The sequence below is a fragment of the Streptomyces shaanxiensis genome, from assembly GCF_039537145.1.
GTDB classification, from domain to species: Bacteria; Actinomycetota; Actinomycetes; order Streptomycetales; family Streptomycetaceae; genus Streptomyces; species Streptomyces shaanxiensis.
The window spans coordinates 322,711-336,044 of record NZ_BAAAZY010000012.1; the positions used below are offsets into that span (position 1 = coordinate 322,711).

Consider the following 13,334-nt stretch of genomic DNA (forward strand, 5'->3'; position numbering starts at 1 on the left):
CAGTCATGCGCCCGGAATACGGCGCAACGCGAACGGGAATGACCAACCGGGCGGCCGGGGGAGGCAACGTGGACGACTATGCGGGTCGGGTGCTCGCCGACCGCTACCGCCTGCCGCTGCCGCCTTCCGACGAGTACGAACTCACCGAGTCCCGGGCCTTCGACACCTACAGCGGGCAGGAAGTGCTCGTCCGGCAGGTGCCGTTGCCGGAGGTCGTCGAGGCGGAGGTGCTCGACGCCGAGGGGCTGCCCGACGGGTTCACCGCACGGGAATCGCGGGACCGCGGGGCCGGGCGACGGTCCACGGGGCGCTCGAGCGCGCGCCGGCCGAGCGATCCCGCCGTGCGGCGGGCCGTGGAGGCGGCGCAGGCCGCGGCCCGTATCCCCGACCATCCCCGGCTGGACCAGGTCTTCGACGTGTTCGCCGACGGCGGGTCGCTGTGGATAGTGAGCGAGTTGGTGGCCGCGCGTCCGCTGGCCGCTTTGCTCGCCGAGAAGCCGTTGACCCCCTACCGGGCGGCCGAGGTCGCCTCCGACGTCCTCATGGCACTCCGGGTGCTGCACGCCCATGGCTGGGTCCACCGGAACATCACCGCGCGCACGGTGCTCGTCTGCGACGACGGCCGGGTGATGCTGACCGGGCTGGCGGTCGGGGCCGCCGAGGAGGCGCTGTGCGGGTATGACCCGGTGCCGGTCGAGGACGGTGACGGCGGGGGCGGAGCCGGGGCGGGGGCCGGAGCCGGGGGTGCAGGGACGTTCGGTGGCGGGCCGGTTCCGAGTAGCGGGCCTGGTGCCGGTGGCACGGATACGGACCCCGAGGCTGCCCGGAGGGCCGCGATCGAGGCGCGGGCTGCCGGAGGGTTGCCGGTGCCGGGGGCCGACGCGGGCAACGGGACCGGGGGGTCCGGTGCGGCACCGCGCGGCGCCCTGGAGACCGGTGGGGACATCAGGGCCGCGCGGGCCGGGGCGATCGCCGCGTATCGGGCGGGAGCCCGGGCGGCGGCCCGGGTGCAGGACTCGCAGCAGGGCGGCCGGCCGGCGTTGCCCGGGGCCCGTTCGGCGCCCGAAGGCGGCCCCGCCCCCCTGGCCAACGGATCGGCGCAGCAGCCGTACCCCTCCGGCAACGGCGTCGCCACGCCCCCGGGCCGGATCGCCGACCCGTACGGAGTGCAGGCCACGTCCTGGCATGGCGCCGCGCCTCGCAGCGGGGCGGTCGGCGGTGCGGCGACGGAGGAGGGCCGTGACCGTACGGCACTTCCGCCGGCGGGCCCGGGTGCCCGGTCCGGCCTCGGTGGCTTCCCCACGCAGGGTGCCGCACCCGGCGTTACCGGCTCCTCCACGAGGGGCGTGCCGGCCCCAGGTGACGGCGGCTTTCCTCGCTCGGGCACCCCCGGTTCCGCCACCTCAGGGAACCCCGCCCCCACCACCCCCTCCACTCCCGGCGCACCCACCCCACCCGCCCTCGACTCCCCCCACCCCCCGACCCGCTGGGACGACCTCGTCTCCCGCACCCCCGCCCACCGCGGCCCCACCACCGCGCTCGCCGCGGAGCGGGCCCGGCAGGCGCGGATGGCCGTCGTCGGGCCCGTGACGGAGCGGTGGGCGCCGGAGCAGGCCGGACCCGTGCACGAGAACTGGCAGTTGGCCGCGCCCATCGGGCCCGCGACCGATCTGTGGGCGCTGGGGGCGCTGCTGTTCCGGGCCGTGCAGGGACACGCGCCGTATCCGGAGGAGTCGACGGCCGAGCTGGTGCAGCTGGTGTGCGCGGAGCCGCCCGCCTTCGCCGAGGAGTGCGGGCCGCTCAGGCCGGTCGTGGAGTCGCTGCTGCGTCAGGACTCCACCGAGCGTCTCGACTTCGAGGAGCTGCGGGGCTGGCTGCGGTCCCTCGTGCGGTCCGCGCCCGAACCGGAAGCCGGTGCGCATGTCGTCGCCGTCCCGCCGGCCGACCCGAACCGGCTGCCGATCGTGCGCCGGCGCGGCGAGCTGGTGCGCCGGCGGCGGGCCGGGCTGCCCGCGCATCACGGACGGCACAAGCGGGCCAGACAGGAGGCACGTTCGCCGAGGCGGCTGGGCCGTACGCTGCTGCTGCTCGTCCTGCTGGGCATGGCCGCGGCGATCGCGTACGCCGTGCTGTTCATGCCGAAGGCCGACCAGGGCAACGGCGCCACCGCCGACGCCGATCGCACCGGCGCCGCGGGCCAGGCCGATCCGGCGGCGACCGAGCAGGCCGCCGAGGCGAGCAGTGAGCCACGGCCCGACCAGACCTCCCCCGAGTCCGGCAACAGCACTTCGGAGTCGGCCGGTTCCACCGAGCCGCAGACCAACGGCCCCGAGGTCCCGGACGGTTTCGCCCTGCGCAAGGACGCGGCCGGGTTCCAGATCGCCGTGGCCAACGGGTGGAACCGCACGCCGGAGAACGGGCGCGGACAGGTCGTTTACGCGCACGGCGACTTCGACCTCATCGTCGTACCGGGACGGGACACCGCGGACGAGTACGGCAGCGATCCGATGGTCTACCAGCGGGAGCACGAGCGGGAGTTGCAGCCGTACCGCGAGTCCAGCTGGGCCGCCTCCAGTGGGCTGAAGTCGATCCAGGTCGGTGAGCGGACCATGGCCGAGGGGCAGTTCACCTGGACCGACGACCAGGGCCGCGAGCTCTTCGTGCGTAATCTCGCGATCCTGATCGACGGGCGGTACCACGTGGTGCAGCTGCGCGGACCGGAGGCCGAGCGGGACGAGGTGACGCGGCTGTTCGAGCAGGCCTCGGCGACGTACCAGGTGACCGGCTGACTCCGTTCACCAACCCTGTGTGACGGTTGCTCGAATCCATCGAAAGCGACAACCATCACAGTGCGGTCTCCTTGGCACCCCCGTGGTTCCGGTCACGTCGGCCGGTCCTTAGTCTGACCCTGTCAAGAGCATTGCGGGGCAACGTGAATCAGATGCAGGGCCAGCTCGTTTCGGGGCGCTACCGGCTCGCCGACGCGATCGGCAGCGGCGGTATGGGCCGGGTCTGGCGTGCGCACGACGAGGTGCTGCATCGGGCCGTCGCGATCAAGGAGCTGACCGCCGCGCTCTACGTCTCCGAGAGCGAGCTGGAGCGGCTGCTCGCCCGCACCCGCGCCGAGGCGCGCGCCGCCGCGCGCATCAACCACTCCGCCGTGGTCACCGTGCACGACGTGCTGGAGCACGACGGGCGGCCGTGGATCGTGATGGAGCTGGTCGAGGGGTACTCGCTGGCCGACGCGGTCAAGGAGCGCGGGCGGGTCGAGCCGACCGAGGCCGCGCGCATCGGCCTGTGGGTGCTGCGGGCGCTGCGCGCCGCCCACACCGCCGGTGTCCTGCACCGTGACGTCAAGCCCGGCAACGTCCTGATCTCCGCCGAGGACGGCCGTGTTCTGCTGACCGACTTCGGTATCGCCCAGATCGAGGGCGACACCACCATCACCCGCACCGGAGAGGTCGTCGGCTCGGTCGACTACCTCGCCCCGGAGCGGGTCCGCGGCCACGACCCGGGCCCCTCCTCCGACCTGTGGGCGCTCGCCGCCACGCTGTACACGGCCGTGGAGGGCCGTTCGCCGTTCCGCCGCACCTCGCCGCTGAGCACCATGCAGGCGGTGGTCGAGGAGGACGCCACCGAGCCGCAGCACGCCGGCCCGCTCACGCCCGTGATCACCGCCCTGCTGCGCAAGGATCCGGCCACCCGGCCCAGCCCGGCCGAGGCCGAGCAGATGCTCGCCGAGGCGGCGGAGGGGCGCAGGCCGAGCGAGGCGCAGGCGTTCGTGCCGACGCAGCACACCCGGTACGAGCCGGAGACCCGCACCGGGCCGGAGTACATCGGGGGGACGGCGCACACCGGTGCGACGGCGCACACCGGGCAGCCGACGCCGACGGGTACGCCGTATCCCCCGGTCAGCGGTCTGGCGACGATCGGGCCGCCGTACGACACGACAGGCACCGGCACCGGCGCAGGTGCTGCCCCTGCCCGGACGTCCAGGCGCCGTCGGCTGCGCACGCTCGCCCTCGTCGTCGCGCTCGCCGCGATCGTCGGCGGGGGCACCGCGGTGCTGCTGCAGAAGTGGGGGCCGGGCAGCCTCGGCGCGTCCGCTTCGACGACCACGACCACGCCCCCGCCGAGCCCCTCGGCCACGGACGACCAGGGCCCGGAGGGCGGCGTGCCCGCCTCCTGGGTCCGCGTCGAAGACCCGCTCGGCTTCAGCCTCTACCTGCCCAAGGGCTGGAAGCGGGAGGTGTTCGGCAAGGAGGTCGACGGCCTCCAGCAGATCGACTACACGCCCGACGGCGGCGAGCACTTCGTCCGTATCGCCGTCGACACCTCGCCCGACTTCGCGAACGCCTACGACCACCAGGTCGACCTGGAACAGCAGGTGGGGCGGCGGCTGGTCGACTACGAGACGGTGTACCTGAAGAAGAACCTCTACCGCGACCGCGAGGGCTCCCTGTGGGAGTACACGTGGAACGCGCAGGCCAAGGACACGGCCTTCCCCGGGCCGCGCCGCGCCGTCGACCAGGCGTACATCGACCGGGACGGCACGGAGTACGCGATCTACATGTCCGCGCCGGAGTCGGACTGGACGGCCACGAGCGAGCAGTTCACCGCGGTGCTGAAGGGCTGGCAGCCGAAGGGTTCCTGACGTCCTTTGCCACGTTGAGGGCCCTTTGCGGCTTTGCATAGTTGGCCGATCGGCGCCCCGGAGTCGATCAGTCCGGTGCGGCATGATGGGGCGCATGGGGACCGAGGGCGCCAACTTCCGTGTGATCGCGGGGCGTTACCGCCTCGAGGTGAGGCTCGGTCGCGGCGGCATGGGCGTCGTATGGCGGGCGACCGACCAACTGCTGGGGCGGGGGGTGGCCGTCAAGGAGCTCCCCCTCGACGAGACGCTCTCCGCCGCCGAGGCCCGGCGCCAGCGCGAGCGCACCCTGCGCGAGGCCCAGGCGGTCGCGCAGCTCAGTCACCCGAACGTCATGGTCGTCCATGACGTGGTCGAGGACGACGAACGCCCGTACATCGTCATGGAGCTGATCGACGGCGACTCCCTCGCCGACCGGATCGCGACGCGCGGGCCCGTCGACGCGCCGGAGGCCGCCCGGATCGGCGTCGACCTGCTGAGCGCGCTGCGCACGGCCCACGCGGCCGGGGTCCTGCACCGGGACATCAAACCGGACAACGTGCTCATCGAGAACGGCACTGACCGCGTCGTCCTCACCGACTTCGGGATAGCCCAGGTGGCGGGATCGAGCACGCTCACCGAGTCCGGGTCCTTCGTGGGCTCGCCCGAGTACACCGCGCCCGAGCGGATGTCCGGGGCCAGGACCGGGCCCGCCTCCGACCTGTGGTCGTTGGGCGCGTTGCTGTGTGAGGCCCTGAGCGGTGAATCGCCGTTCCGGCGGGACTCGTTGAGCGGCATCGTGCATGCCGTCGTGTCCGACGAGATACGTCCGCCCGCGCAGGCGGCGCCGATCCTGCCCGTCGTACAGGGGCTGTTGGAGCGCGATCCTGGGCGGCGGCTGGATGCGGCGAGGGCCGAGCGGATGCTGCGGGAGTTTCTGGAGACGGGGGGTGTGGCCGCTCCGGGGCCTGGTCCCGCGCCTGTGCTGAAACGGTTCGGCAAGGGGGAGCGGCAGTACTCGACGCGCAGCATGCTGGCCACCGCGATGCTGGTCGCGGCGATGGCGGTGGCGGGGGTGTCGGCGGCGGCGCTGCTGGTGAACGGGGGTGGGGACGGGGGCGTCGTGCCGACCAGTTCACCGAGTTCGGTCGGCCCCTCCAGTAGACCGAGTTCGGTCGGCCCTTCCGGCAACCCCAGTACGGCCCGCCCTTCCGGCAACCCCAGTACGGCCCGCCCTTCCAGCTCCAGCAAACCCAGCACGTCCAGCGCGTCCCCCTCACCCAGCCGTACCCCGACGCTCCCCCCGACCCCCACGCCCACCAACCCCGGATAAAGCGGAGATAAGTTGCGACCTCGGTCACGGCTCTGTGACCGGAAAGCGTTCCCGCTGGATGCCGAAGCGCTTGCCGCGATATGGATGGACGCATGAGCAGCAACGGGGGAGCCCCTTACCGGCCCGACGAGCCGACGAGTTTCGGCCTGCAACCACCGCAGCCGAACCCGCCGGCGTCCGTGCCGCACCCGGACAATCCGTACGCGGCACCCACGCAGGTCGTACCGCAGCAGGGCGTGCCGGCCCAGCCCGCCGCGCCGTCGCAGCCCCCGGTTCCGTCCCAGGCTGCCGCGCCCTCCCAGCCCCCTGCGTCCTCTCAGCCCCCTGTGCCCTCTCAGCCTGCCGCGCACGCTCAGCCTCCGGTGCCGGACCCCGGCACCGGACGTCTGATCGCGGACCGCTACCGGCTGCTCGCCAAGCTCGGGCACGGCGGCATGGGTACGGTCTGGCGGGCCAAGGACGAGACGGTGGACCGCGAGGTCGCCGTCAAGGAGCCCCGCGTACCTGATCATCTTCCCGAACGCGAACGTGCCAAAGCCTACGAGCGGATGCGCCGCGAGGCACGCGCCGCGGCCAGACTCGACCACCCGGCGGTCGTGAACGTGCATGACGTCGCCGTCGTGGACGGCCGGCCGTGGATCGTGATGGAGCTGGTCCAGGGCCGTTCGCTGGGCAGCGCGCTGCAGGAGGGCACGCTCGACGCCCGGGACGCGGCGAGAATCGGCCTCCAGGTGCTCGGCGCGCTGGAGGCCGCGCACGCGGCGGGCATCCTGCACCGGGACGTGAAGCCGGACAACGTCCTGCTCGGCCGCCATGACCGCGTCGTCCTCACCGACTTCGGCATCGCCCAGATCGAGGGCGAGACCAACCTCACCGACACCGGCGGCTTCGTCGGCTCGCCCGAGTACATCGCGCCCGAGCGGGTGCTGGGCCAGCGGCCCGGCCCGTCGAGCGACCTGTGGTCGCTGGGCGTCGTCCTGTACGCGACGACGGAGGGCGTCTCGCCGTTCCGCCGCAGCAACACCCCCGCGACCCTCCAGTCGGTCCTCAACGCCACGCCCGCGCCGCCCGCTTCGGCCCATGGGCCGCTCGCCGAGGTCATCAACGGCCTGCTCCAGAAGGACCCGGCACGCCGCCCGAACGCCGCGCAGACGCGTGCGCTGCTGGAACAGGCGGCCAACCCGCCGACGCCGGCCACCACGCAGGTGGTGCGGGTCGCCGAGGGCGGCAAGGGCGGGGTCCGGCTGGGGCGCAAGGCGTTGCTCGGCATCGGCGCGGCGGTCGTCGCGGGCGCGGTGGCGGCGTATCTGGTGATCGCGGATCCGTTCGCGGGGCCGTTGCCGGACGGCTGGACGGAACGGGCGCACCCGCGGCTGGGTGTGACACTGCAAGTGCCCGCGACTTACCAGGTCGGCAAGCCGGACGCCGACGACACGGACAAGAACTGGGTCACCTACTCCGACTGGAGCGGCGGCATCTGGATCGGCGTGAACCTGGCCAGGAAGTCCGAGGACACCACGAACGAGATCAAGAACTCCGCTGCGGCCGAAATGTACGCCGACAACGAGGAGTTCAAGGAACAGGGCAGCTACGACCTCGCCATGCCGGAAGGCGCCGAGACCGCCCCGAAGCAGACCACGTACCAGGGCAAACAGTCGGCCGAGAACACGGTCGAGTACACCACCACCGACACCCAGAACCCGCGCCCCCGCGAGCTGAAGATCTTCTACTACAAGACCTCGGGCGGCGACATGTACAAGGTGACGATCAGCTATCCGGGCAAGGGCGACTTCACAGAACGAGGACGTGAGGTGGCGAAGACGGTGATCGACAACGTGGACATCAACAAGCTCTGAACTGGCCAACGCCCCGCCCCGCAAGGTAGTCATGGGACATGACCAACGACGGGGGCGCCACCGGCCACAAGGAGCGTCTGATCGGCGGGCGTTACCGCCTGGTCGAGCGCATCGGCTCCGGCGGCATGGGTACCGTCTGGCGGGCGCTCGACGAGTTGGTGGAGCGCGAAGTCGCCGTCAAGCAGCCGAGGTTGCCGGGCGATCCGGAGGACGCGGCCCATCAGCGGGCCGCCCACCGGCTCTACCGTGAGGCCCGTGCCGCCGCCCGCGTCGACCACCCGGCCGCCGTCGCCATCCACGACGTCGTCGTCGAGGACGGACTGCCCTGGATCGTCATGGAGCTGGTCCGCGGCGAGTCCCTGCACGAGGTCCTCCAGCGCGGCCCGCTCCCGCCCGCCGAGACCGCCCGCATCGGCCTCGCCGTCCTCGGCGCCCTGCGCGCCGCGCACGACGTCGGCATCGTGCACCGCGACGTCAAGCCCGCCAACGTCCTGCTCGGCGCGCACCGCCGCGTCGTCCTCACCGACTTCGGCATCGCGCACATCCAGGGCGAGGAATCCCTCACCGTCAGCGGCGAGTTCATCGGCTCCCTGGAGTTCATCGCTCCCGAGCGCATGTCCGGCCGGGGCGCCGGGCCGGCCTCCGACCTGTGGTCGCTGGGCGTGCTGCTGTACGCCGCCGTGGAGGGCTGGTCGCCCTTCCGCCGTACGACCCTGGAGTCCACGCTCGCCGCGATCCTCGCCGCCGATCCGCCCGAGCCGAAACAGGCGGGGCCGCTGGGGTCGCTGATCGTGCGGCTGCTGGAGAAGGACCCCGACCGGCGGCCCGACGCGGAGGAGGTCGGCGCGGTTCTGGAGGCCGTGGCGGAGGGATGGCCGGTGCCGGAGCCCTCCCCGGGTTCGGCGGGGGCGGGGCCGCAGGACGCCTCGGAGCTGCGGGAGTTCGCCGAGGACTCGGGGACGGTACGGCTGCGAGGTGCGGCGGCGGGTGGACCGGCGGGTGACTCGGCAGGTGAACCGGACCGTGAACCGACCACCGGGTCGACGTCCGGATCGTCATCGGACCCCACGTCCCCGAACCCCACCTCCACCCCCACCCCCGCCCCGACCCCGAAACGCCGAGGCGGCCTCCTCCTCCGCCCGATCCCCGTAGCGGCCCTCGGCGTCCTCCTCGTCGCCGGCACCTGGTTCACCGCCTCCGCCCTCCTCGTCGACAAGGGCGACGACGTCAAGGAGATGAACCCCACCTACACCTCGGCCCCCCTGACCCCGGCCAAGACCCGTACCCCCACCCCCAGCCCCACCATCACCCCCACTCCCACCGGCGGCACCTGGATCGTGCACGAGGAGAAGGACATGGACGCCGTCCTCTCCCTCCCCGCCGAGTACAAGGAGATGGCGCGGGAGGGCAGCGCCACCGACCAGCCCCGGCTCGTCGTCTACGACATCGGCCTCGTCCAGGTCCGCCTCACCAAGTGGGACAAGTCCCCCGGCCCGTTGCTGGACCAGGCCGAGGAGGCGCAGAAGACCTGGGACAGCTACAACCATGACGCGAGCAGCCAGTCCACCCGCACGAGCTTCAAGGGCGACGACGCCGTCCTCGTCGACACCACCTACGACATGGAGGAGTCCCCGAGCCGCGTCATGCAGCTGTTGATCGTCACCGCGGACGACCGGATGTACGAGCTGCGCGTCGACATGCCCAAGGGCACGCCCTCGGAGAAGAAGGGCACCGCGGTCTTCAAGGGCGCCCGTGACCGACTCGAGATCGAGTGACGCGGCACCGAGTCGGCAACGCCCTGATCAGCGTGTTTGTTGCCAGTGGACACTGGCGGCATGTGAGCACTCGGTGAATCCGCGTTACCGACGGGTACACAAAGGCTCCGCTCCGGCATACCCTGCGCCTCATGACGGACGCGCAGGCCCCGGCCAAGACCGGCACGAACCCCCTCGCCCCCGCCCCGGAGGGCGCCCGCACCGCCGCCGACGTGGTCACCCCCGAGCTGGTCGCCCAGCTCACCAAGGGCGTGGTCGGCTCCGGTCGTACGGCCAACCACACGCCGTTCACCGGCGAGAAGCTGGCCGACCTGCCCGAATCCACGCCCGAGGACGTGCAGAAGGCCTACGAGGCGGCCCGCGCCGCCCAGGCCGTCTGGGCCCAGGTCCCCGTGCGGCAGCGTGCCGCCGTCCTGCTCCGCTTCCACGACCTGGTGCTCGAACGCCAGGCCGAGGTCCTCGACCTCATCCAGCTGGAGACCGGCAAGGCCCGTCTGCACGCCCACGAGGAGGTGCAGGCCGTAGCCGTCGCCGCCCGCCACTACGGCCGTAAGGCCCCCGCCTACCTCAGGCCGAAGCGGCACGCGGGCGCCATGCCCACGCTCACGAAGGTCACCGAACTGCGCCACCCGCGCGGCGTCATCGGTCAGATAGCCCCCTGGAACTACCCCCTGGAGCTGTCCGTCGGCGACGCGCTCCCGGCGTTCGTCGCGGGCAACGCGGTCGTCATGAAGCCCGACACGGAGACCTGCCTCACCGCCCTGTGGGCCCGTGACCTGCTCGTCGAGGCGGGGCTCCCCGCCGACGTCTTCCAGGTCGTCCTCGGCGAGGGCCCGGTCGTCGGCCCCGAGGTCGTCAAGCACGCCGACTACGTCTCCTTCACCGGCTCCACCCGCACCGGCCGCGAGGTCGCCCAGGGCGCCGCCGCCCGTCTGGTCGGCGTCTCCCTCGAACTCGGCGGCAAGAACGCCATGCTGGTCCTGGAGGACGCCGACATCGAGAAGGCCGCCGCGGGCGCCGTCCGCGCCTGCTTCTCCTCCGCAGGCCAACTGTGCATCTCCATCGAGCGGTTGTACGTCCATGAGTCGATCGCCGACGCCTTCGTGGAGCGCTTCGCCGCCCGCACCAGGGCGATGCGGCTCGGCAAGTCCCTCGCGTACGGCGCCGACATGGGCTCCCTGGTCGGCGAGCGCCAGCTGGAGACGGTCACCCGGCATGTGGAGGAGGCCGTCGCCAAGGGCGCGAAGGTAGTCGCCGGCGGCACGGCCCGACCCGACATCGGCCCGTACTTCTTCGAGCCGACCATCCTCGACGGCGTCGAGGCGCCGATGGCCGTCTGCGCCGAGGAGACCTTCGGCCCGGTCGTCTCGATCTACCGCTTCACGTCCGAGGACGATGCGATCGAGCAGGCCAACTCCACGGCGTACGGCCTGAACTCCTCGGTCTGGACGAAGGACGGCAGCCGTGGCCGCGCGGTCGCCGCCCGCCTGCGCACCGGCACGGTCAACGTCAACGAGGGCTACGCCCCCGCGTACGGCAGCGTCCAGTCGCCCATGGGCGGCATGAAGGACTCCGGCCTCGGCCGCCGCCACGGCTCCGAGGGCATCCTCAAGTACACGGAGGCCCAGACGGTCGCCCAGCAGCGGCTGCTGCCGATGGCGCCGTCGCTGGGCATGGACGACGAGAAGTACGCGCAGTTCATGAGCCGGAGCCTGCGGTTGATGAAGGCGTTCCGTTTCCGCTAGTCCGGCTGGATCGGCTGGACCGCACTGCCTCGGTCGGAGGCCGCACCGCCGCTTTGCCGCTTTCAATGAGGAGAGCACGTGTCACAGGAGAACTCTGCCCAGAAGCAGGACGACGGTTCCGGATACGACTATGACGTCATCGTCGTCGGGTCGGGGTTCGGCGGGTCCGTCACGGCGCTGCGCCTGACCGAGAAGGGCTACCGCGTAGGCGTTCTGGAGGCCGGCCGCCGCTGGACCCGCGAGACCCTCCCCAAGAACTCCTGGGACCTGAAGAACTACCTCTGGGCCCCCAAGCTCGGCATGTACGGCATCCAGCGCATCCACCTGCTCGGAAACGTCATGGTGCTGGCGGGCGCGGGTGTCGGCGGCGGCTCCCTCAACTACGCCAACACCCTCTACGTACCGCCGAAGGCCTTCTTCGACGACCCCCAGTGGCGTGACATCACCGACTGGCAGGAGGAGCTGAAGCCGTACTACGACCAGGCCCAGCGCATGCTCGGCGTACGGCTCAACCCGACGATGACCCCCTCCGACGTCCACCTGAAGGCGGCGGCCCAGCGGATGGGCGTCGGCGACACCTTCCACATGGCGCCGGTCGGCGTCTTCTACGGCGACGGCAAGGACGCCGAGGGGGAGTCCCGGGCCAAGCCGGGCCAGGAGGTCGCCGACCCGTACTTCGGCGGGGCGGGCCCGGCGCGCAAGGCGTGCACGGAGTGCGGTGAGTGCATGACGGGCTGCCGGCACGGGGCGAAGAACACCCTGAACGAGAACTACCTCTACCTGGCCGAGAAGGCGGGCGCGGTCGTCCACCCCATGACGACGGTCGTGTCGATCACGGACGACTCGCAGGGCGGCTACGCGGTCGCGACGCTGCCGACCGACCGCAAGGGGAAGGCCCAGGCCAAGGGCGAGGGCCGCCTGTTCAAGGCCCGCCGGGTCGTGGTGGCGGCGGGGACGTACGGCACCCAGACCCTCCTGCACCGTATGAAGGCCGGCGGTCAACTGCCGTACCTCTCACCGAAGCTGGGCGAGCTGACCCGTACCAACTCGGAGGCCCTGGTCGGCGCGCAGACCGTCAACCGGCGCTACCGCAAGGCGACGGGCGAGGCGAAGGTCGACTTCACCCGCGGAGTCGCCATCACGTCCTCGATCCACCCGGACGAGAACACCCACATCGAACCGGTCCGCTACGGCAAGGGCTCCAACTCGATGGGCGGCCTGTCGATCCTGCAGGTCCCGTACGCGGAGGGCTCGTCGCGGGTGGCGGCCTGGCTGGCGAACGCGGCCAAGCACCCCCTCCTGGTCCTGCGCTCCCTCTCCAACCGCCGCTGGTCGGAACGGACCATCATCGGCCTGGTGATGCAGTCGCTGGACAACTCGCTGACGACGTACCTGAAGCCGGACGGCGTCGGCAAGGGCCTGCTGACCGCCCGCCAGGGCCACGGCGCCCCCAACCCCAAGCAGATCAAGGCCGCTTCGGAGGCCGCGTCGGCCATCGCGGCCGACATCAACGGCTTCGCCGGCTCCAACATCGGCGAGCTGATGGGCACCCCGCTCACCGCCCACTTCCTCGGCGGCTGCCCGATCGGCGACTCGCCCGAGACCGGTGTGATCGACCCGTACCACCGTCTGTACGGCCACCCCGGCATCTCGGTCGTCGACGGGGCGGCGGTCTCGGCCAACCTGGGCGTGAACCCGTCCCTGACGATCACCGCGCAGGCCGAGCGGGCGATGTCGTACTGGCCCAACAAGGGCGAGGCCGACCCGCGTCCGGCGCAGGGCGCCGCGTACGAACGCCTGAAGGCGGTCGAGCCGCAGTCCCCGGCGGTTCCGGCGGAGGCGTTCGGCGCGCTCAGGCTGCCGTTCCTGGGGATGCCGGCGGTGCCGCCGAAGAAGTAGGCCATTGGGCCATACGGCCTCATGACCAACAGAGAAGGACCTGCACCCCCCTCCGAGCGCAGGTCCTTCTCTGTCTTGCGTAGAGCTATTGGTGAG

7 protein-coding genes are annotated in these 13,334 nt (G+C 72.1%); all 7 read left to right on the forward strand.

Features of this window, described 5'->3' with window-relative positions:
• Positions 1 to 38 precede the first annotated feature (38 nt).
• The 7 genes from ABD932_RS24550 (at position 39) to ABD932_RS24580 (ending at position 13,238) form a co-directional block, all read left to right on the forward strand.
• Positions 39 to 2,789, forward strand: a complete 2,751-nt coding sequence (locus ABD932_RS24550; RefSeq protein WP_425587508.1) for a protein kinase — start codon at positions 39 to 41, stop codon at positions 2,787 to 2,789.
• Positions 2,790 to 2,941: 152 nt separating this feature from the next.
• The gene (locus tag ABD932_RS24555) at positions 2,942 to 4,654 is read left to right on the forward strand and encodes a serine/threonine-protein kinase (protein WP_345015671.1); all 1,713 of its coding nucleotides are present in this window, start codon (positions 2,942 to 2,944) and stop codon (positions 4,652 to 4,654) included.
• Between the two features lie 94 nt (positions 4,655 to 4,748).
• The gene (locus ABD932_RS24560) at positions 4,749 to 5,963 is read left to right on the forward strand and encodes a serine/threonine-protein kinase (protein WP_345015672.1); all 1,215 of its coding nucleotides are present in this window, start codon (positions 4,749 to 4,751) and stop codon (positions 5,961 to 5,963) included.
• Positions 5,964 to 6,055: 92 nt separating this feature from the next.
• Positions 6,056 to 7,819, forward strand: a complete 1,764-nt coding sequence (locus tag ABD932_RS24565; RefSeq protein ID WP_345015673.1) for a serine/threonine-protein kinase — start codon at positions 6,056 to 6,058, stop codon at positions 7,817 to 7,819.
• 38 nt (positions 7,820 to 7,857) lie between these two features.
• Positions 7,858 to 9,594: a serine/threonine-protein kinase gene (locus ABD932_RS24570; RefSeq protein ID WP_345015674.1), complete on the forward strand. Its 1,737-nt coding sequence runs from the start codon at positions 7,858 to 7,860 to the stop codon at positions 9,592 to 9,594.
• A 131-nt stretch (positions 9,595 to 9,725) separates the two neighbouring features.
• Positions 9,726 to 11,339, forward strand: coding sequence for a succinic semialdehyde dehydrogenase (locus ABD932_RS24575; RefSeq protein ID WP_345015675.1), 1,614 nt, complete (start codon positions 9,726 to 9,728; stop codon positions 11,337 to 11,339).
• Positions 11,340 to 11,417: 78 nt separating this feature from the next.
• Positions 11,418 to 13,238, forward strand: a complete 1,821-nt coding sequence (locus ABD932_RS24580) for a GMC oxidoreductase (protein WP_345015676.1) — start codon at positions 11,418 to 11,420, stop codon at positions 13,236 to 13,238.
• Positions 13,239 to 13,334: the final 96 nt, after the last annotated feature.